General features: G+C 61.8%; 17 protein-coding genes. 10 read left to right on the forward strand and 7 right to left on the reverse strand.

The annotated features are described in order from the left end of the window. Positions 1–139: 139 nt before the first annotated feature. Positions 140–1,561 (reverse strand): glutamate--tRNA ligase, encoded by a 1,422-nt coding sequence (gltX, locus tag IE166_RS04490; RefSeq protein ID WP_189501980.1) that lies wholly within the window; start codon positions 1,559–1,561, stop codon positions 140–142. Between the two features lie 351 nt (positions 1,562–1,912). Here gltX and IE166_RS04495 point away from each other — a divergent pair, with 351 nt between their 5' ends. Beyond that, the gene (locus tag IE166_RS04495) at positions 1,913–4,138 is read left to right on the forward strand and encodes a ComEC/Rec2 family competence protein (RefSeq protein ID WP_189501981.1); all 2,226 of its coding nucleotides are present in this window, start codon (positions 1,913–1,915) and stop codon (positions 4,136–4,138) included. Here the strand turns inward: IE166_RS04495 and lexA are convergent. From lexA to IE166_RS04510, 3 genes are all read right to left on the reverse strand, one after another. Continuing rightward, positions 4,095–4,811: a transcriptional repressor LexA gene (gene lexA, locus IE166_RS04500; RefSeq protein ID WP_189501982.1), complete on the reverse strand. Its 717-nt coding sequence runs from the start codon at positions 4,809–4,811 to the stop codon at positions 4,095–4,097. The genes IE166_RS04495 and lexA overlap by 44 nt on opposite strands. A 149-nt stretch (positions 4,812–4,960) precedes the next feature. After that, entirely contained in the window at positions 4,961–5,602 is a 642-nt protein-coding gene (locus tag IE166_RS04505) for a DsbA family oxidoreductase (RefSeq protein WP_189501983.1), read from the reverse strand. Continuing rightward, complete coding sequence (locus IE166_RS04510) at positions 5,599–7,416, reverse strand: extracellular solute-binding protein (protein WP_244641326.1); 1,818 nt, start codon at positions 7,414–7,416, stop codon at positions 5,599–5,601. Before IE166_RS04510 ends, IE166_RS04505 begins: the two co-directional genes overlap by 4 nt. Before the next feature lie 214 nt (positions 7,417–7,630). Between IE166_RS04510 and IE166_RS04515 the strand changes: the two genes are divergently transcribed. Beyond that, on the forward strand, positions 7,631–8,266 hold the full coding sequence (locus tag IE166_RS04515) for an invasion associated locus B family protein (RefSeq protein WP_189501984.1): 636 nt from the start codon (positions 7,631–7,633) through the stop codon (positions 8,264–8,266). A gap of 112 nt (positions 8,267–8,378) precedes the next feature. Here the strand turns inward: IE166_RS04515 and hspQ are convergent, their stop codons facing one another. Beyond that, positions 8,379–8,711 (reverse strand): heat shock protein HspQ, encoded by a 333-nt coding sequence (gene hspQ, locus IE166_RS04520; protein WP_189501985.1) that lies wholly within the window; start codon positions 8,709–8,711, stop codon positions 8,379–8,381. A gap of 134 nt (positions 8,712–8,845) precedes the next feature. Here hspQ and IE166_RS04525 point away from each other — a divergent pair, with 134 nt between their 5' ends. Further along, a complete protein-coding gene (locus tag IE166_RS04525; protein WP_189501987.1) occupies positions 8,846–9,805 on the forward strand; it encodes an AEC family transporter in 960 nt (319 codons plus the stop codon). On the opposite strand, the gene IE166_RS04530 is transcribed toward IE166_RS04525, so the two are convergent. Beyond that, a complete protein-coding gene (locus IE166_RS04530; RefSeq protein ID WP_308430510.1) occupies positions 9,773–10,984 on the reverse strand; it encodes a UbiH/UbiF family hydroxylase in 1,212 nt (403 codons plus the stop codon). The genes IE166_RS04525 and IE166_RS04530 overlap by 33 nt on opposite strands. Positions 10,985–11,235: 251 nt before the next feature. Here IE166_RS04530 and pcsA point away from each other — a divergent pair, with 251 nt between their 5' ends. The 7 genes from pcsA to IE166_RS04565 all read left to right on the forward strand — a co-directional run bounded on the left by pcsA (position 11,236) and on the right by IE166_RS04565 (position 18,728). Further along, a complete protein-coding gene (gene pcsA / locus IE166_RS04535) occupies positions 11,236–11,985 on the forward strand; it encodes a phosphatidylcholine synthase (protein ID WP_244641327.1) in 750 nt (249 codons plus the stop codon). Beyond that, complete coding sequence (locus IE166_RS04540) at positions 11,982–12,959, forward strand: quinone oxidoreductase family protein (RefSeq protein ID WP_189501989.1); 978 nt, start codon at positions 11,982–11,984, stop codon at positions 12,957–12,959. Before pcsA ends, IE166_RS04540 begins: the two co-directional genes overlap by 4 nt. A 132-nt stretch (positions 12,960–13,091) precedes the next feature. After that, positions 13,092–14,657, forward strand: coding sequence for an ABC transporter ATP-binding protein (locus IE166_RS04545; protein ID WP_244641400.1), 1,566 nt, complete (start codon positions 13,092–13,094; stop codon positions 14,655–14,657). After that, positions 14,657–15,742, forward strand: coding sequence for an ABC transporter permease (locus tag IE166_RS04550; protein ID WP_189501993.1), 1,086 nt, complete (start codon positions 14,657–14,659; stop codon positions 15,740–15,742). Before IE166_RS04545 ends, IE166_RS04550 begins: the two co-directional genes overlap by 1 nt. 2 nt (positions 15,743–15,744) lie before the next feature. Then, a complete protein-coding gene (locus IE166_RS04555) occupies positions 15,745–16,713 on the forward strand; it encodes an ABC transporter permease (RefSeq protein WP_189501995.1) in 969 nt (322 codons plus the stop codon). 51 nt (positions 16,714–16,764) lie between these two features. After that, positions 16,765–17,835: a BMP family ABC transporter substrate-binding protein gene (locus IE166_RS04560; RefSeq protein ID WP_189501997.1), complete on the forward strand. Its 1,071-nt coding sequence runs from the start codon at positions 16,765–16,767 to the stop codon at positions 17,833–17,835. Positions 17,836–18,077: 242 nt separating this feature from the next. Then, positions 18,078–18,728 carry a YrbL family protein gene (locus IE166_RS04565; RefSeq protein ID WP_189501999.1) on the forward strand — a complete coding sequence of 217 codons (651 nt, stop codon included), beginning with the start codon at positions 18,078–18,080 and terminating at the stop codon, positions 18,726–18,728. Positions 18,729–18,801: 73 nt separating this feature from the next. Here the strand turns inward: IE166_RS04565 and IE166_RS04570 are convergent, their stop codons facing one another. Further along, on the reverse strand, positions 18,802–21,231 hold the full coding sequence (locus tag IE166_RS04570; RefSeq protein WP_189502000.1) for a heavy metal translocating P-type ATPase: 2,430 nt from the start codon (positions 21,229–21,231) through the stop codon (positions 18,802–18,804). Positions 21,232–21,337 lie beyond the last annotated feature (106 nt).

Here is a 21,337-nt window from a genome sequence, read left to right on the forward strand (position 1 = left end):
CGCCATGGCGGAAAAATTGCCGAAGTGTGGCGAAAACCCGCAGGCAGGGCAGTGCTATCGTATTCAGCAGGGCGTGCCAAGGATTCCGGCATCTAATGTTGCACTGCCATAAGTGCACTGCAACTGAGTTGTTCCAACCCTAACCGATTTGGTCAGAAAGACGGCCTAGCGACTCCTGCTTTCCGAGCACAGCCAGGACATCGAACACCCCAGGCGACGTGCTGCGGCCGGTCAAAGCGGCGCGGAGTGGCTGCGCGACCTTGCCGAGTTTCAAGCCTGCTTTTTCAGCAACCTCGCGCACGGCAGCTTCCGCGGATGCCGCCGACCAGTCTTCAACGGACAACAAAGCATCGTGCGCGTCGCTCAGCACCTTGCGTGCGTCGGCATCAAGGATTTGCGCCGCCTTTTCATCGAGTGGAAGCGGACGGGTGGCAAAAAGGTAGCCGGCGCTATCCGCGAGCTCCAACAGCGTCTTTGCACGTTCCTTCAAGCCCGGCATGGCGGCGCTGAGCTGTTCGCGCTTGCCATCATCCAGCTTAGTCAGAGTGGCTTCACCGTTCGGCAGATAAGGCAGCGTGTCGATGAGGGCCGCAGTGAGGGCGGCATCATCCATGCGCCGCATATGGACGCCGTTTACGGCTTCCAGCTTGGCAAAGTCGAAGCGCGCCGCGCCCTTGTTGACGTCCTCTATCTCGAACCAGCGGACCATGTCCTCGATGGTCATGATCTCGTCGTCGCCATGGCTCCAGCCGAGACGCGCGAGATAGTTGCACAGAGCTTCCGGCAGGTAGCCCATTTCACGATAGGCTTCGACGCCGAGCGCGCCGTGGCGCTTGGACAGCTTGGCACCGTCCGCACCATGGATCAGCGGGATATGCGCCATGACAGGCACCTCCCAGTTCATCGCCTGGTAGATCACCGTCTGGCGCGCGGCGTTGGTCAGATGGTCGTCGCCGCGGATGATATGGGTGACGCCCATGTCGTGATCGTCCACCACGACGGCGTGCATGTAGGTCGGGTTGCCGTCCGAACGCAGGATGATGAAATCGTCCAGATCCTTGTTGGGGAAGCGCACTTCGCCCTGCACACGGTCCATGACGACGGTTTCACCCTCACGCGGCGCCTTGATCCGGATTGCGGGCTTCACACCGGCAGGGGCCTCGGACGGATCGCGGTCGCGCCAGCGGCCGTCATAGCGCGGCGGGCGACCTTCGGCCTTGGCCTTTTCGCGCATCTCGTCGAGTTCGGCCGGCGTGGCGTAGCAGCGGTAAGCAGCACCCTTGGCAACCAACTCCTCGGCGACCTCGCGGTGACGCTCGGCGCGGGCAAACTGCGAGATCGGCTCACCTTCCCAGGTAAGGCCGAGCCACTTCAAGCCATCGAGGATAGCGGCCGTTGCCGCATCGGTCGAGCGCTCGCGATCGGTGTCTTCAATGCGCAGCAGCATCGTGCCGCCGGTGTGCTGGGCATAAAGCCAGTTGAACAAGGCCGTGCGCGCGCCGCCGATATGCAGATAGCCCGTGGGCGAGGGCGCGAAGCGGGTGACGATGGGCTTCGACATGGGGAGATCCGATCATAAAGTCTCAATGCGGCGCATTTCGCTGGCCAAGCCTCAGGCGGGCTGGCACAGGACGCGCGCCCGTGTAGCATAGGTGCGGGCAGGTGCAAGTTTTGCATCATATGGGGATTGAAGGGGGCGACGATCAGTACGGCTGCGTCCGGGCACAGCGAACGGGCTTTCTTCGTCAGCGAGGGCAGTGAGGCCGCGTTTGATGACGCGTGGCCGGAGCAAGATCACGCGCGTGGCCAGACGGGGTCGCATCTCGTTGGGCGACTTCTTCGATGGCTCGCTCAACAGCCGGATGGGTGGAAACAAGCATGGCAGGCGGAATGGTCGCGCGGCATTGGCTTCTTGAGCCTGCCGCCGCTGATCGGTGGTGGCGCCGTTTGCTACTTCCTTCTGCCTTTCGAGCCATCCGGCGTCCTTGTGGTGACTTCGGTATTGTGCGTAGCGCTGCTCGCGTTCCTCCTGCGTAGGCATCACACCTGGCATCTTGTTGCTCTGGCCATGCTGGCGATGCTCGTAGGTGTCGCTTCCGCCAAGATCGAGACAGAACGCAAGGCAACCCCGATCCTGGGCTCGCCGATTGCCACCGAAGTCACGGGTCGCGTCGTGCTGGTGGAACTGCAGGAAAGCGGACGAACGCGGCTGACGCTGGACGTTCTTTCGACGGCACGGCCGACGCTTCGCTATGCGCCTGATCGTGTGCGCGCGACGGCGCGGCAGGTCCCGGACAAGCTGCTGCCGGGCGAGGTGGTTCGTGGTGTGGTGAGGCTGATGCCTCCATCCGGACCGGTGCGACCGGGGAGCTATGACTTCGCGTTCCAGAGCTACTTCGACGGGCTGGGCGCGATCGGCTTCTTCTTGCGCAACCCCGTTCGAGCAGGCAGTGGTCCTGAACCAGCTTGGTCACAGAGCCTGGCGCAGAGCGTCGAGCGCTTGCGGATGACCATAGCGGACAAGATCCGGGCGGTCATCCCGGGTGCATCCGGCGAGATCGCCGCGGCGCTGATTGCGGGCGTGCGCGCCGGCATTCCGGAGGCCGTCAACGAGGACCTGCGCATTACCGGCCTGGCGCATGTGCTTTCTATTTCCGGCCTGCATATGGCGCTCGCCGCTGCCACGATCATGGGCTCCATGCGCGCGCTGTTCGCTCTGTTTCCAGGCTTCTCGGCCCGATACCCTGTGAAGAAGGTCGCCGCCTTCGTCGCCTTGGCGGGCACGGGGTTCTACCTCCTGCTCGCCGGCGATCAGGTTGCAGCAAACCGAAGTTTTCTGATGGTCGCGGTCATGCTTACCGCGATCCTGTTTGATCGCGCCGCGCTGAGCATGCGCAATCTCGCCATCGCCGCACTGATCATTCTCCTGATCACACCGCATGAGGTAATGGGGCCAAGCTTCCAGATGTCCTTTGCGGCAACGGCTGCGCTGATCGCGGGCTACGCCGGCTGGAAGCAATGGCGATCGAAATCCAGGCGCCACACACCACCGACATCGCGGTCGCCGCTGGCTCGCATCCTGCGCTACCTCGTCGTTCTCATCGCGGGATCGGTCGCGACGTCCATTCTCGCCGGCAGCGCCACAAGCATTTTCGGCGCTTATCATTTCCAGCGGGTGTCACCCCTCACGCTTTTGGCAAATCTTGCGACCATGCCGATCATCGGCATCCTGATCATGCCGCCAGCCGTGCTGGCTGTCGCCTTGATGCCGCTCGGCTTGGAAGCCCTGCCTTTGATGGTGATGGGTTTCGGCCTAGACCTCATGTTGGGTGTGGCGCACTGGCTGGCGGAGCGCTCACCCCTGGATGCGGTCGGCATCGTGCCGGCTTCCACCCTTACTCTGTTTACGATCGCGCTTGTGGTTGGTTGCTTCACCACAACCAGGCTACGCCTTCTTGCGCTGCCCTTTCTCTTTGCCGGAACCCTCACTTTTGCCGGGCGGCAGGTTCCCGACCTCTACATTTCCGAGGATGCTCGACTGATCGCGGTGGCGACCGAAACGGGGAGGCTTGCGGTCAATCGAACACGCCCCAACGCCTTCACGACGCAAGATTGGCAACGCGCGGCTTCCGCAATGACTTTGGTGAAGCCAGAGGTTGGCAAGGGCGTAGACGCCGCGCCCTCAGACCATTTCCTGTGCATAGATGACGTTTGTACCATCAACCATTCCCGCGGCGGGAGCATCATGTCTCTTCCCGAAGGCAGAGACCTGAAAGCCCATTGCACCGACGCCGCTGTGATCGTCATCGACGATGCAACCGTGAACAGCCGTGCTTGCCGCGGCTCAAAACAAGTGGTGCTCACCAAGCGCGACCTTGCGCAAAAGGGCAGCGCCACAATCACCATTGATCCCGAGAGCGGCAAGCCGACCGTTCAGCATGCACTGGCTCGACCTTACCGACCATGGCACCACCATCGCCGCTTCGCGCGCGAGGCTCGCGGCATGGCGCCCTACAAGCGCCAACCGCGTGATGCGGCCTCGAAGCCACCTGAGCAGACGAAACCGCCAGCAGGAGTGCCGGCTGAAGAGCCGCCTAGTACTTCCGGATCAGGCCAACCAGACGACCCTGAACCTTGACGCGGTGTGGCGGGAAGATACGCGTTTCGTAAGCGGGGTTTGCGGCCTCAAGGGCGATGGACGCACCCTTGCGGCGGAAGCGCTTCAACGTAGCTTCCTCATCGTCCACCAAGGCAACCACGATGTCGCCAGGGTTGGCCGTGCTGCCATCGCGGATCACAACCGTATCGCCGTCGAAGATGCCGGCTTCGATCATCGAATCACCACGCACTTCCAGTGCATAATGCTCGCCACCCGTCAGCATATCCGGCGGAACGGTGATGGAGTGGGTGGGGTGCTGGATCGCCGAGATCGGCACACCAGCCGCGATCCGGCCCATCACAGGCACGGAGATACCGTTCGCATCGTCGTCATTCGAGGCACTGCGCTGAGGTTTGGCAGGCTCCGGCGGCTTCTTGCCGAGGCTACCCTCGATCACGCTTGGCGAGAACTTCTTAGGTCCAAGTGCCGGCGACAGCGACTCCGGCAGCTTGATCACTTCCAGGGCTCGGGCGCGGTTCGGAAGACGACGGATAAACCCGCGCTCTTCCAAAGCCGTGATCAAACGGTGGATTCCCGACTTGGAGGCAAGATCCAGGGCCTCTTTCATTTCGTCAAAGGAAGGTGGGATGCCACTTTCCTTCATCCGCTGATTGATGAAGGAAAGCAGTTCCATCTGCTTGCGCGTCAGCATCCCAAGACCCTCTGAATCAAAAAACAAACCCAGAACAGACCGTATCTGTTCGGCATGTGTTCTGCAACAATTAAAAGTCTATCCATTCGTGAAACGAAACGGGTACGCTGTTGGTGCTCAACTTGAATCAAAAGCAGTCGCTTGAGCGTTTAACTCTGCTCCACCACCTGCCGGATTGCATCCGCGAGGATCTCAGGCTCCTGCGCGCCCATGAGGGCGTAGCGGCCATCAAGCAGAAAGCAGGGAACGCCGGTGATGCCCATGGTGGTGGCCGTTGCGATCTCCTGCTGCACGGCTTCGATGTCGGAAGGCGTTGCAAGCAGGGCTGAAACAACAGCCGCGTCCATGCCGCTGCTTCTCGCCAGATCGGCCAGGACTTGGGGATCGCCGATGTCGCGACCTTGCTCGAAATAGGCCGAGAACAGGTTGCGCACTACGCGGCCCTGCAGTTCAGGACCGGTTGCGCCCGCCCAGCGGATAAGCCGATGCGCATCGAGGGTGTTGGCAGCGACCTTGATGGCGGCAAAATCGAAGGCGATGCCAAGTTCCTGCCCGGTCGCTTCGATCCGGGCGTGGATCTGATCTATCTTTGTCTGACCGCCGAACTTCGCCAGCATATAGGCCTGGCGGTCCGTGCCTCCACGGGGGATGGTCGGATCGAGCTGATAGGGTCGCCAATTCAGGGTTACATCGATGTCTGGAACCATGCCCAAAGCGCGATCGAGCTTCTTTTGCCCGATGAAACACCAGGGACAAACAACGTCCGAAACAACATCAATGCTCAGGCTCATCGTGCGGCGCCCTCCGACCACCATGTCGGCAGCTGGTAGCCGTAAACCGAGGTTTGTTCGGGCCGATGAATATGGCTCCAGCTCGCCACCCATTGCTGCGGCTGATAATACAAGGGCACGATGTAGGCGCCGCTCAGCAGAACACGGTCATAGGCGCGCACGATCGTTACGAACTCGTCGCGGTCTCGCGCATTCACCATCTTGTTGATGAGCCCATCGATTGCAGGCTCGGCGACGCCGGCGAAGTTGTAGGTGCCGGGCGCTCTGGCGGAGGCCGAACCCCAGCGGAACTGCTGTTCCACGCCGGGCGAAAGCGAGGAAGTGTAGCGCATCAGCATGGCATCGAAGTCATAGGTCCGCTGGCGTTGAAGATACTGCGCGGCATCGACGGAGCGGACCGTCACGCTAATGCCAAGCCGGGCGAGGGTGCCCTGCCAGGCCATGCTGATCTGCTCGCTCGACTTGCCGTTGAGCAGGATCTCGAAAGCAAGCGGTGTGCCGCTGGCATCCACCATGCGGCCGTTCTTCATGGCATAGCCGGCAGCCTTAAGGGCTTCGAACCCCTGCCGCAAAAACTCCCGATCACGACCGCTTCCGTCAGACTTCGGCGGCGTCCATGTTCCCGCGAGAATGTCAGGGCGCACGGCATCGGAGTAGGGCGCGAGGAGGTTTTTTTCGACCTCAGAGGCGGGACGGCCGGTTGAAGAAAGCTCGGAGCCATCGAAGTAGCTCGTCGTGCGCTGATAGGCATCGTTGAAGAGGTTTCGGTTGCTCCATTCGAAGTCAAACAACCCGGCAAGCGCGCGGCGTACATCGCGATTCTGGAACACAGGCCGGCGCGTGTTGAGGACGAAGCCGAGCATGTCCGCAGGCGTCTGCTTGTCGAAGGTTTCCTTGCGAACCCGGCCATCACTGACCGCCGGAAAATTATAGCCGGTCGCCCAGCGGCCGGTCTGGTCTTCAAGGAAGACGTCGACCAACCCCTTCTTGAAGGCTTCGAACATCGTGTTCGGATCGCGGAAATAGGTAATGCGGATTTCGTCGTAATTGTCGAAGCCGCGCTTGGTCGGCAGGTCCTTCGCCCAGTATTCCGGGTTGCGCTTCAGGGTAACCTGTTCCCCAGGGCGCACATTGTCGATGATGTAAGGGCCCGAGCCGATCATCGGCTTCAGGCTGGTACGATCAAAGGTTTCGCGGTCGACGGCGTGCTTGGGAAGGATCGGGATGCCGGCCAGGAGCAGCGGCGATTCGCGGTCGGCCTTGTCGTTGAAGACGAGCTTCAAACCGCGTTCGCCAACGCGCTCCATGCGATCAATGACGCCGACCCAGCGCTGGTAAATCGGGCGCGCCTTGTCGCGGAAGAGCTCGAGCGAGAAGATGACGTCATCGACAGTGACCGGCTGACCGTCGGAGAACTTGGCGTTCGGGTTCAGCGTGAAGGTAACGAAGGTCCTGTTGTCATCGGTCTCGACGCTCTCGGCAATGAGCGGATACATCGTGAAGGCTTCATCGCGTGAGCGCAACATCAGCGATTCAAAGACGTTGTTGCCGAAGTCGGTATCGAACAAACCGCGTGCGCCATCCCCCTGAACGATAAAGGGATTCAAGCTGTCGAAGCTGCCTTGCCAGGCGTAAACCACGCGACCGCCTTTGGGCGCATCCGGGTTGGCATAAGGCATATGCTGGAAGTCTGCGGCGAGAGCGGGTTTGCCCTGCATGGCAATAGCATGTGCCGGCTCTGCGCGTGCCGCGGGAGCGCCCAAGGCAACCGTCATCAGCATCGAACAGGCAAGCAGCAGGGATTTGGTGGGCATAGGCAGTCTTTCCGATTCGGCCGACGGAAATATCACAGTCGCGGGGAATGGCGGCGCAATGATGTGTTTCCGGGCCTTCGCCAAGCTGGATTCCGGGAACAAGCCGGTGTAACAGGCCGCCAACAGTCATCCTGTTGCCTTATTTAAGCAACACTGACGCCGGCTAGCGGCTGGGTAGCGCTCACCGCCATCCATTCAAGAGGATAACCGACCCATGAAGTTTCCGAACCTCAACACGTCGCGACTTGCCCTTGTTGCGGCAGGCCTCGCTGCTGTGGTTGCCGGTGGTGTTGCGCCAGCATCTGCGCAGGAGCAGAACCCTGCGGCTCCGCCCAAGGGTTGGTTCAAGGCCTGCCAGAAGCAGCAGGACGTCGAAATCTGCAACGTTCAGCAGATCATGACCGCCAATACCGGCCAGTTGATCACCGCCGTTAGCCTCGTCGAGGTTAAGGGCAAGGTGAGCCGCCGCGTGTTCCAGGTCACCGTGCCGACCGGCCGTTTGCTGCCTCCAGGTGTTGGCCTCCAGGTCGATAACAACAAGGCGCAGAAGCTTGATTATGTTATCTGTTTCCCCGATCGGTGCGTCGCCGAAGCGCCGCTGAACGATCAGCTGGTTGCAGGTTTCAAGAAGGGCACGAACCTGACGCTGACCTCGGTCAACTTCCAGAATCAGCCGAACCCGATCAAGGTTTCGCTCGGCGGTTTCACCGGGGCATATGACGGTCCTCCGCTGCAGCAGTCGGACCTCGAAGACCGCCAGAAGAAGCTGGAAGCCTTCGTGAACAAGAACAATGACGACTTCGCGAAGAAGCTCAAGGACGAGCAGCAGAAGGCGAAAACCGCGAACTAAAGGCGGAAAATCGACGGAAAAACCGGAAAAAGGCGGGGTGAAGGCTCCGCCTTTTTCCTATTTGAAGGCCATTTTTTCCGGTTTTTTCTAAATTCTTTCCCGTTTTTTGCGGTCAATGATGCGGCTGGCCACGCAGTCGATATCGCCCTGCCGAATCGCGGGCAAAGATCTGGTTGAGTTGCGGGTGACGCAAAGGACCGCCGTCCGAATCCTCCAGCAGGTTCTGCTCGGACACATAGGCGATGTATTCGCTGTCCTCGTTCTCGGCGAGCAGATGGTAAAAGGGTTGATCCTTGCTCGGCCGCACGGCAGCGGGAATCGCTTCGTACCATTCTTCGGTGTTGGCGAATTCGGGATCGACGTCGAAGATGATGCCGCGGAACGGGAAGACCCGGTGCCGGACCACCTGACCGATCTGGAACTTGGCATGTCGTGTGTCTGTCATGCCTGTTATTTGGCCGCAGGGCCGGCGTTGTTCAATCCCGCAAATGCTTGACGCAGGTGGCTGTGGCGGTTAGCGCCGCGGGACGCTCTTTGCCGGCCTTCGGGCCAGCCTCCAAAGCCCAAGCGAGTTTTACCATGGCGGATGTTGTCGGATTGGTTCTGCCGTTTTTCGGCATGATCCTGCTCGGCTTCGTTGTCGCGAAGCTGATGAAGCATCCGGTCGAAGGCCTGGCCTGGATGAATGTGTTCATCCTCTACATCGCCTTGCCGGCGCTCTTCTATCAGCTGCTGTCCAAGACGCCGATCGAGCAGCTCACGCAGATCTCGTTCATTCTGGCGTCGATGCTGGCGACGTTCCTGATCTTTGCGGCCATGTTCGCCGGGTCACTTCTGTTCGGCGGCAACGTACCGGAGAGCACGATCAAGGCTTTGGCGGCCGCTTACGGCAACATCGGCTTCATGGGACCGGGTCTGGCACTAATTGCGTTCGGCGAGGAAGCGGCGGTGCCGGTGGCGCTGATCTTCTGCTTCGAGAACGTCATGCACTTCGTGCTGGCGCCGACCCTGATGGCTTTATCGGGCGAGCGCAGCCCGGGTGCAAGCAGCCTGGCGCTCGATATTGGCCGCAAGATCCTGCTGCACCCGTTTATCGTCGCGACGATCCTCGGCGTGCTGGCAGCGGCGTTCCATTTCCGTGCGCCGGGTGCGCTGGACCGCCTGCTGGAGATCGTGTCGCGGGCGGCTGCACCTTGTGCCTTGTTTGCGATGGGCGTGACCTTGGCTCTGCGACCGTTGCGGCGGATGCCGACGGCGATTGGGCCGATCGTGTTGTTGAAGCTCTTCCTGCACCCGCTGCTTTGCTACACGATGCTCAGCCTGATCGGCGATTTTCCGACCGTGTGGGTGTGGACCGCCATGCTGCTGGCGTCGCTGCCGACGGCCACCAATGTTTATATCATTGCGGCGCAGTACGGCGTCTGGGTGGAACGGGCTTCGGCCAGCATCCTGGTGACGACGACAGGCTCAGTCGCCACCGTAACGGCGCTGCTTTATCTAATTCGATCAGGCGTCCTGCCGCCCGACCTTTTCCCATAGGCCGCGGAAACCGCTGCCCGGCGACATGCCTTCGCGCATGAAGAAGCTGCGCACCGGCGGAAGCTTTTCCATCAGGCTGAGGCCCGCGCTGCGCGCCATCTGAGCCGGCAGGAGACCGGACAGAAGCGAACGATTCAGCAGGTTCACCGCGCTGTTGCGGGCGAAGATGTCGGGCGTCCGGCGACGGCTGTAGCTGCGCAGAACGCTATCGGCGCCCGCATCGCTGAGGTTCTCTTCCACGAGGCCGGCAATGGTCTGCACATCGCGAATGCCGAGGTTGAGGCCCTGCGCGCCGATGGGTGGAAAAACGTGGGCGGCTTCGCCGACCAGCGCGATGCGCGATTGGGCGAAGGACAGCGGCATACGGGCTGACAGCGGATAGATCTGCCGGCCGGGGAGAACGGTGACCGAACCGAGCATGGACTGCATGCGGACTTCGATGCGGCGGGAAAGCTCGGCATCGTCCAGCGCGGTCAGCATTTCGGCTTCAGCTGGGGAGACCACCCAGACCAGACTGGACTTGTCGCCGGGCAGCGGCACCTGGGTGAACGGGCCGGTCTCCGTATGAAACTCGTTCGAAGTGTCGTTGTGCGGGCGGGTGTGGCTGAAGGACAGAACGAGCGCCGACTGCGGGTAGGGATGGCCGATTGTGCGGATGCCGGCGGCATCGCGCGCAGGGGAACCACGCCCATCGGCCGCAATTGCCAAGGCGCCTTCGAGCCGCATGCCGTCGTCCAGCACGGCGGTGATGCGATCGGATGACGGCACCCAGTTCTGGACGGTGGTGAGATGGCGCGTGATGCGTGGCTGGTTGGCGACAACCTCCGACAGGGTCCGCGCCAGCACGGCATTGGGAATGTTGGCGCCGAAAGTGTTGCGGTCGATCTCGCTGGCATGGAAGGTGACGGTCGGGCTGCGCAGGAGGCGCTTAGTGGCATCGATGATGCGCATGGTGCGCAAGGGCGCAGACTTGCCCTCAAAACTCGTATCGATGCCGAGCTCAGCAAGATAATCGAGTGCCGGCACCATCACTGCGGTGGTGCGCGCGTCACTCGCGCCGGCTTCAGGACCGATCAGGCTGACATCGAAGCCCGCCTTTGCCATTGCGAGGCTGGCGATGAGCCCGGCAGGTCCGGCGCCGGCAACGAGAATCGTCTTGGGAGCGAGCATATCCGTCATGGCCGTATCCTTAGGTTGCGCTCTGTTTATCCGCTCTCCTGGAGCGGCTGCAATGCGACGCAGCGCCCTTCAACAGTGTGGAAGCTGTCAACAGTGGTGAACCACTGCCTGTTTGGTCTTGTTTGGCAGAAGCGCTGAAACTAGTGTCGCGCGCGTCCCCGAGCGGAAAAGCAGCGGCAGAAGAGTGACGGCCACGATGAAGAGTTCCAGGAACGACCGGCTTTTCTGCCCGTCGACAGGATGGATGGTCCGTGTCGAAGCTTGAGCAATTTGTGAAGGGACCGAAGAAGGTGACCGTGCCGCAGGCGCGTGCATTCTCGGTGCATCTTTTCACGGCTTCCGGCTCATTTCTGGCCTTCCTGTCACTGGTGGCTGCGAGCGAAGAACGCTGGACGGCGATGTTTCTATGGCTCGGTCTGGCGCTTCTCGTTGATGGTATCGATGGCCCGATCGCGCGCAAGCTGCAGGTCAAGGAAGTGCTTCCGACCTGGTCGGGCGAGCTGCTCGACAACATCATCGACTACGTGACCTACGTCCTCATTCCCGCTTTCGCGCTTTATCAGCGCGGCTTCATGGGCGAGGGACTGTCCTTCCTGTCGGCCGCGATCATCGTGGTTTCCAGCGCGATCTATTATGCCGATACCGGCATGAAGACGAAGGAGAACTTCTTCAAGGGCTTTCCGGTGGTCTGGAACATGGTGGTGTTCACCCTGTTCGTGATCGAGCCCGGGGAATATGTGTCCTTCGCCGTCGTGGTGTTTTCGGCGATCTTCACCTTCATTCCCATGAGTTTCCTTCATCCGGTGCGGGTGGTGCGGCTGCGCAACCTGAACCTGACGGTGTTTCTGGTGTGGTGCGCGATCTCGGTTCTGGCGCTGCTCCAGAACATGAACTCTCCTGAATGGGTGAAGATCGCGATGGCCGTGACCGGGCTCTACCTCTTCTTTATCGGCGGGGTGATGCAGGTGTTCCCGAACCTTGGACGGAAGGAAACAGCATGAGCAAGGCAATCCGCATTCATGAGCATGGCGGACCAGACGTGCTGGTCTATGAGGATGCTCCGGTCGAGCAGCCGAAAGCCGGCGAGGCGCTTGTTCGCCATACCGCCATCGGGCTGAATTATCTCGACACCTATTACCGCACCGGCCTTTATCCCGCGCCGAACGGTTTGCCTCTTGTGCCCGGCAACGAAGCGGCTGGCGTCGTGGAAGCGCTGGGCGATGGTGTGAACGGTTTGCAGGTGGGCGACCGTGTTGCCTATGTCGGTCCGCTCGGCGCTTATGCCGAACAGCGCGTGATCCCCGCCGACAGGCTGGTGAAGCTGCCCGAAACGATTTCGGACGAGCAGGGCGCGGCCATGATGCTGCAGGGCATGACGGTGGAATATCTGCTGCGCCGGACCTTTGCGGTCAAAGCCGGCGACACGGTGCTTTATCATGCGGCTGCCGGCGGCGTTGGCCTGATCTTCGGCCAATGGGCCAAGCATCTCGGCGCGACCGTGATCGGCACGGCCGGCTCGCCCGAGAAGGTCGAACTCGCCAAGGCGCACGGCTATGACCATGTGATCGACTACACGAAAGAGGATTTCGTGGCGCGGGTGCAGGAGATTACCGGCGGCAAGAAGTGCGACGCGGTCTATGATTCCGTTGGCAAGGACACGTATGAAGGTTCACTCGACTGTTTGAAGCCGCGCGGGTTGTTCGTGACCTTTGGCCAATCGTCTGGACCGATCCCGCCGTTCAATCTCGGCGTGCTGTCGCAAAAGGGTTCGCTCTTCCTGACGCGGCCGACGCTGTTCGCCTATATCGCCAAGCGCGACGAACTCGAAGCCTCCGCCGCTGCTTTGTTCGATGTGGTTGCGAACGGTATTGTCAAGATCAACATCAACCAGCGCTACAGGCTGGAAGATGCCGCGCAGGCGCATCGTGACCTGGAAGCGCGCAAAACGACCGGAACGACGATCCTTCTGCCTTAAAATTAATCACTGCGACTTCTTGAAGCAAAGGCGTCTTTCGCTCGACGTTCCCGTGCGATAAAGTGCTAGGTAGACGCCTTCAGACAATCTTTGAGGAGCCGGGAAAGCCGGCTTCGGGAGTAAGAAGCATTGGTGCAGCAAAGCGCCGACGTCCGTCCGGCATTGCTGGAAACCCGAGGCCTGACAAAGGTCTTCGGGAAGCTGACGGCTTGCGACGGGATCGACCTGACGATCCGGCGCGGGGAGATCCACGCGCTGCTCGGCGAAAACGGTGCCGGCAAGTCGACGCTGGTGAAGATGCTGTTCGGCTCGCTCGAACCCAATGCCGGCGAGATCCTGTGGGATGGGCGACCGTCACGCATCCCCAGCCCGGGCGAAGCACGCAAGCTCGGCATCGGCATGGTGTTCCAGCACTTCTCGCTTTTTGAAGCGCTGACGGCGGCGGAAAACATCGCGCTGTCCTTGGCCGAAAAGGTGCCGGTCTCGACGATCGCCGAACGCGCGCGGGCGCTGTCTGAAGCCTATGGACTGCCGGTTGATCCATCCATGATGGTGGGCGATCTGTCGGTCGGCGAGCGGCAGCGCATCGAGATCATCCGCTGCCTTCTTCAGGAGCCACAGCTGATCATCCTGGACGAGCCGACCTCCGTGTTGACGCCGCAGGAAGCCGACCGGCTGTTCGAAACGCTGGAGCGGCTGCGCGCCGAGGGCAAGTCGATCCTGTATATTTCGCACCGGCTGGACGAGGTGAAGCGCCTTTGCGACGCCGCAACAGTGCTGCGCCATGGCAAGGTGGTGGCGCATTGCAACCCGCGCGACGAAACCGCCGCTTCGCTGGCGCGCATGATGGTGGGCAATGCCGTTCAGGCCGTGACGCGTACCCCGGTAGCTGCAGGTGCGAAGGCCGAGGCTCTGCTTGAGATCCGCGACCTCAGCCGGCCGCCGGCGACGCCGTTTTCCATTCCGCTGCGCGATGTGGACCTTACCGTTCACGCCGGGGAGATCGTGGGCATTGCGGGTGTCGCGGGCAATGGACAGAGCGAGTTGTTTGAGGCGGTTTCCGGCGAAGCCTTGCAGCGCGATGCATCAACGATCCGTATCCGCGGGCGCGATGCGGGACGGCTGTCGATCTCCGGGCGCCGGCTTCTGGGTGCGGCCTTCGTGCCGGAAGAGCGGCTCGGCCATGGCGCGGCGCCGGGTATGCGGCTGTCGGAAAATCTGCTTCTGTCGCGCCATCGCACCGACCGCCGCGCCTTTTTCAGCCGCCTCGGCGTGGTGTTTTCGGGCGCCGTGCGCAAGGCATCGCAGCGGATTGCGACCGATATGGATGTGCGCAAAAGCGCGACCGATCCGGAAGCGGCGGCACTGTCTGGCGGCAATTTGCAAAAATTCATCATCGGGCGCGAGCTTGATCGCCAGCCTTCGGTGATCGTCGTCAACCAGCCGACCTGGGGCGTCGATGCGGGTGCTGCGGCGCGCATCCGGCAGGCGCTGGTGGAACTGGCCCGGGCAGGCTCGGCGGTGCTGGTGATCAGCCAGGATCTGGACGAATTGTTCGAGATCGCCGACTTCATTGCCGTCATGCATGACGGGCGCTTGTCGAAGCCGATGCCGACGGCCGAAGCGACGTCCGAGGCGATCGGCTTGTTGATGGGCGGCGCGGAACCTGGCCATGCCGCACATGAGGCAGCCGCCTGATGCGCTTCGAACTGGTCAAGCGATCGCAGCATTCCAAGCTGTTCAGCGCGCTGTCGCCGTTTCTGGCACTGGCGCTGACGGTGATCTGCGGCGCGCTCATCTTCGCCGCCCTCGGCAAGAGCCCGGTGGATGGGCTGTATTATTACTTCGTCGAGCCGCTGCTCGAAGTCTGGTCGCTGCATGAGCTGGCGATCAAGGCGGCACCGCTGATCCTGATCGCGGTCGGGCTGTCGGTCTGCTTTCTGTCGAACAACTGGAATATCGGCGCGGAAGGCCAGTTCATCGCGGGTGCAATCGCCGGCTCGATCCTGCCGGTGATGTTTCCTGACTTCCAGAATGCGTTCGTGCTGCCGCTGATGCTGCTGATGGGTGTGCTAGGCGGTGCGGCCTATGGTGCGATACCGGCGCTGTTGAAGACGCGCTTCGGCACCAACGAGATCCTGACCAGCCTGATGCTGGTTTATGTCGCGCAGAACTTCCTGGACTGGCTGACGCGCGGGCCGTGGCGCGATCCGGCCGGCAACAATTTCCCGCTCACGCGGCGTTTCCATGCCGATGCGGTGTTGCCCGAAGTGCTGCCGTCGTCCGGCAGTGCGCATTGGGGCATCGTCTTCGCGCTCGTGGCGGCTGTAGTTGTGTGGTTCATGATCAGCCGGACCATCAAGGGTTTCGAAGTTCGGGTGCTGGGCGAAAGCCCACGGGCAGGGCGTTTCGCGGGATTCTCGGCCAGGCGCATGGTGTTCTTCGCTTTCCTCGTGTCGGGCGGTTTGGCAGGGTTGGCCGGCATTTCGGAAGTTGCGGGTGCGATCGGCTATCTGCAGCCAGTGATTTCGCCAGGCTATGGCTTTACCGCGATCATCGTCGCGTTTCTCGGGCGGCTCAATCCGCTGGGGATCGTGGCGGCGGGGCTGGTGCTGGGTCTGACTTACCTCGGCGGCGAGGCAGCACAGATTTCGATGGGGCTGTCGGACAAGGTCGCGCGCGTGTTTCAGGGCATGCTGCTGTTCTTCGTGCTGGGCTGCGACACCCTGATCCATTATCGCATCCGCCTCGTTCACGACGCGCTGACGGCGAAACGGTCCTGATCATGCTGATTGCCGAAAGCATTCTCCTCACCATCGCAACCGCAGCCACGCCGCTGCTGCTGGCTGCGATCGGCGAGCTCGTGGTGGAACGCTCAGGCGTGCTTAATCTGGGCGTCGAGGGCATGATGGTGATGGGCGCGGTGTGCGGCTTCGCGGCTGCGGCACTCACGGGATCGCCGTGGATCGGCATGTTGGCTGCGATCCTTGCCGGCGTGCTGTTTTCGCTGTTGTTCGGGTTCCTGACGCTGACGATCGCCACCAACCAGGTGGCGACGGGCTTGTCGCTGACGCTGCTGGGGCTCGGGCTGTCCAGCATGATTGGCGAAGCCTTCGTCGGATCGCCCGGCGTGAAGCTCCCGACGCTGGCCAACGGCATTGCCGAAATCCCGCTGGTGGGTCAGCCGGTGGCAGGTCTGCTCGACCTGCTGGCGGGCATTCCGCTGATCGGGCGCGTGCTGTTTGCGCAGGACCCGATTTTCTACATTTCGATTGCGCTGGTGATCGGCGTGACGTGGTTTCTGTTCCACACGCGGGCCGGGCTCGTGCTGCGCTCGGTCGGCGACAACCATGCCTCCGCGCATGCTCTCGGCACGAATGTGATAGGCATCCGCTATCTCGCGGTGATGTTTGGCGGCGCTTGTGCGGGGCTCGCCGGCGGTCACCTGTCGCTGGTTTACACGCCGCAATGGGTAGAGAACATGACGGCGGGCAGGGGGTGGATTGCGCTGGCGCTGGTGGTGTTCGCCTCCTGGCGGCCGCTGCGTCTGCTGGCCGGCGCTTATCTGTTCGGCGCAGTGTCGATCGGGCAGTTGCATGCGCAGGCGCTGGGGCTCGGCATTCCCTCGCAGCTGCTGTCGTCCTTGCCGTATCTCGCAACGGTTCTGGTGCTGGTGCTGATTTCGCGCAATCGCCGTTTAACCATGATGAACACGCCGGCTTCGCTCGGCCAACCTTTCGTGCCCGACCGCTGAGAACGGCGCTGGCGCGCCCTTATAAGAACAGACCTTCCACAGGAGAACACAATGAAGAAACTGCTTCTCGGTTTGACGGCTGCAGCACTCGCCGCTTCCGTGTCCATGCCGGCGTCCGCGCAGGAAAAGACCAAGGCCTGCTTTGTTTACATCGGCTCCAAGACCGATGGCGGCTACAGCCAGGCGCATGATCTCGGCCGCCAGCAGGTCGACAAGGAACTCGGCGACAAGGTTGAGACCGTGTTTGTCGAGAACGTTCCGGAAGGCCCGGATGCGCAGCGCGCCATCGAGCGCCTCGCGCGTTCCGGCTGCGCGATCATCTTCGCGACCTCCTTCGGCTTCATGGACCAGACCGTTGCCGCCGCCGCCAAGTTCCCGGATGTGAAGTTCGAGCATGGCACCGGCTACAAGACGTCCGAAAACCTCGGCGTCTACAATGCGCGCTTCTATGAAGGCCGCTACATTCAGGGCCAGATCGCTGCGAAGGTGTCCAAGAAGGGTGTCGCCGGCTACATCGCGTCCTTCCCGATTCCTGAAGTCGTGATGGGCATCAACGCCTTCGAACTCGGCGCACAGTCGGTGAACCCGGACTTCAAGATCAAGGTCGTTTGGGCGAACACCTGGTTCGACGCTGCCAAGGAGGCGGATGCCGCCAAGGTGCTGGTTGATCAAGGCGTCGACGTTCTTACGCAGCACACCGACTCCACCGCGCCAATGCAGGTTGCGGCTGAGCGCGGCATTCACGCCTTCGCTCAGGCTTCCGACATGATCAAGGCTGGACCGCAGACGCAGTTGACCGGCATCGTGGATACCTGGGGTGCGTATTACGTCAAGCGCGTCAAGGCAGTGATGGACGGCACCTGGAAGTCGGAGAACATCTGGGATGGTCTGGCGCAGGGCATTCTGGAAATGGCGCCTTACACCAACATGCCGGACGACGTGAAAGCGATGGCGGAAGCGACCGAAGCCAAGATCAAGTCGGGCGAGCTGAAGCCCTTCACCGGCCCGATCAAGAAGCAGGACGGTTCGGACTGGCTGAAGGCTGGCGAGAGCGCCGATGACGCGACGCTGGCCGGTTTGAACTTCTACGTCCAGGGTGTGGACGACAAGCTGCCGCAGTAAACCGGTCAGATTGAGCCGAAAGAGGAGGGCGCCCAAGGGCGTCCTTTTCTATTTTCAGCAGCTCGCAGCCACCTTTGCAAAAGTTAGCGACGACGGCTCCGCCAGTCGTCACAAGACAGCATGTTTGTCGGGCAGTTCAGCGGACATCACTTTGCGTCGAGCTGACCGGGCATGACCTTACGTTGCATCAAAGCAAAGGCGAGAAACTTGAAGGCATTTCGAAGCGGCGCTACCACAGCTTCATGAGCCACCTAAAGTTATCCGGTCGCGACCCGCTCGGGATAGGCAGACAAAGATTTGTCTTTTTACATCCGCTAGATCCGGACCTCGTCGTAAAGATCCCGCTTCGCCATGTGCTCGACGATGAGCGGACACGACCACGTCCGCGCTACCACCGGCGCTATCTGTTCCGTCATCTGGCCGACACCTATAGCGAAATGCGCGCGCATCTCGTTCTTTACGCAAGGCTGGGCGAGCTTCCGTTCCGCATCGCCAAATTCCACGGCTTCACTGAAACCGATCTGGGTCTGGCCGAGGTGTGTGAGCTGAAGAAGGGCGCCGACGGCCTGCCTGCGCCTTCGCTTCGTCAGATGCTGGCGGAAGGCACGTATGACGAGGTGCACCAAGCCGCCCTGTCGCGCTTCCTTGATTGGGTGCTATCCAGCGACCTGACGCTGAAGGAATTGCATCCCGGCAATCTCGTTTATGCCGATGTCGGCACGGGTGTGGAAGAGTTTGTGCTGGTGGATGGGGTTGGCGAGAAAGGCCAGCTCTCGCTGCGGAGCAGGTTCCGGCGGTTGAACCGGTGGCACAAGCGCAAGCATATCAAAATCCTGATGGACAAGATCGAGCAAGAAGGCGCAGCGGGCCGCGCCGAAAACGCGGCAGGCTGATCTTCCGCAGCTTGGAAAACCAAGGGCAGCTGTTTGGCGAAACAGCTGCCCGTTTTCGTGTTTTCGCGGGACGCTAGATGCTGGCGTTGCGCAGCCGCAGCGCATTGGCAATGACGCTGACCGACGACAGCGCCATGGCCGCAGCCGCGATGATCGGCGACAGCAGCCAGCCGAAGGCCGGATACAACAGGCCGGCCGCAATCGGCACGCCGGCCGCGTTGTAGATGAAGGCAAAAGCCAAGTTCTGGCGGATGTTGCGCATGGTCGCTTGGGACAAGCGCCGTGCCTTGACGATGCCCATCAGATCGCCCCGCAGCAGGGTGACGCCGGCACTTTCGATCGCAACATCGGTGCCCGAGCCCATCGCAATGCCGACATCAGCGGCGGCAAGGGCAGGGGCATCGTTAACGCCGTCGCCTGCCATGGCGACCGTGCGGCCTTCAGCCTTGAGGCGGGCGATGACGCTGCTTTTCCCATCCGGCAGAACATCAGCCTCGACCTCGTCGATGCCAAGTTGGCGTGCGACGGCTTGAGCCGTGGTCTTGTTGTCGCCGGTCAGCATGACGATGCGGATCTTGTCGGCATGCAGGGCCTTCAGTGCTTCGGCGGTCGTTGCCTTGACGGGATCGGCAATGGCGAAGACGCCCGCGGCCTGCCCGTCGATACCCATGAAGATCGCGGTAGCGCCATCGCGCCGGAGTGTGTCGGCTTCCTGAGAGAGGGCGGCGGTGTCGATGCCGTTCTCCTGGAGGAACGCAGCGTTGCCGAGCGCGACGCGATGGCCCTCGACAGTGCCGATTGCGCCCTTGCCGCTGGGCGAATCGAAGTCGGACACAGTTGGCGAGGCGAGTTGCTTCTTTTCCGCTGCCGTGACGATCGCGTGCGCCAAAGGATGCTCGGAGGCGCGTTCGACACCTGAGGCCAAGCGCAGCAGCTCGTCCTGGTCGAAGCCCCTTGCCGCCACGATTTGCGTGACCGATGGCTTGCCTTCCGTCAACGTGCCGGTCTTGTCGACCACCAGCGTGTCGACCTTTTCCATCTGCTCGAGCGCTTCGGCATTCTTGATGAGGACGCCGAGGCCGGCACCCTTGCCGACGCCGACCATGATCGACATCGGCGTGGCAAGCCCGAGTGCGCAGGGGCAGGCGATGATCAGCACCGACACAGCCGCCACCAACCCATAGGAGAAACGGGGTTCGGGCCCAAAAATCGCCCAGGCAGCAAAAGCCAGAAGGGCAATGGCAATTACCAAGGGCACGAACCAACCGGACACGCGATCGGCCATGCGCTGGATGGGCGCGCGGGAGCGCTGCGCATCGGCCACCATCTGCACGATACGCGACAGCATCGTATCGCGACCCACCTTTTCGGCGCGGATAATCAGCGCGCCGGTCTGGTTCAGCGTTCCGCCAACAACGGCGTCACCCACGGCGCGGGTCACCGGCATCGATTCGCCGGTGACCATGGATTCGTCGAGCGACGAGCGGCCATCTTCGACGCGGCCATCCACAGGCACGGTTTCGCCTGGACGGATGCGCAGACGATCGCCGATCGCAAGGTCTTCAACCGGCACATCATGCTCGTTGCCATCCGCACCGATGCGGCGTGCGGTTTTTGGGGCGAGATTGAGCAAAGCCTTGATGGCGCCTGAGGTTTGCTCGCGGGCGCGCAGTTCCAGCACCTGGCCAAGCAGAACGAGCACGGTGATGACGGCAGCGGCTTCGAAATAAACGGCGACGGCACCGTCTACGGCGCGGAACGCGGCGGGGAAGATGCCGGGTAGAAGCGTGGCCACCACGCTGTAGATCCATGCCACACCCGTGCCCATGGCAACCAGTGTGAACATGTTGGGGCTGCGATGCACAATGGACGCCCAGGCGCGCTCAAAGAACGGCCAACCCGCCCACAGCACCACCGGGGTGGCCAGAGCGAACTGAACCCAGACGGAGATGTGTGGCGGCACGAGATGGTGCACGGCCGGAATAAGGTGCGAGCCCATCTCCAGGAGGAAGACCGGCAGAGCGAGCGCAAGACCGATCCACAAGCGACGGGTCATGTCGATGAGTTCATGATTTGGACCGGTATCCGCTGTCGCCATCAAGGGCTCGAGCGCCATGCCGCAGAAGGGGCAACTGCCGGGACCTTCCTGCAGAACCTCTGGATGCATCGGGCAGGTCCAAAGCGCGCCTTCCGGGACATCTGCCGGGTCGATGGGGGCATGGCCATGATGATCATGGCCACCACAGCAATGGCTCTGCGCGGCGGCTGGCTCAGCTTTGGTGAGCGGGTAACGCGTCGGCTCTGCCTCGAACTTCGCTTTGCAGCCAGCCGAGCAGAAGTAGATGGTCTGGCCGGCATGCTCCGTCTGGTGCTTGGCGGTAGCGGGATCGACCGTCATGCCGCAAACGGGATCGCGCGCCAGATTGTGCTTAGCGGGTTCGCTCTGAGGTGCCTTCGTCGCAGAACCGTGCCCGCAGCAATGTCCTTGGCCGTGCTCACTCATCAGAAACCTCACTCGTCGTCATATTGCCCTCGCTGCCTCAAAGGCGGCGCAAAGGGCTTGGCTTTGAACAGGAGGTAGGGGTTCCTGTGACTGGAAGGTCAAGAGC

The sequence above is a fragment of the Tianweitania populi genome, from assembly GCF_014652875.1.
GTDB classification, from domain to species: Bacteria; Pseudomonadota; Alphaproteobacteria; order Rhizobiales; family Rhizobiaceae; genus Tianweitania; species Tianweitania populi.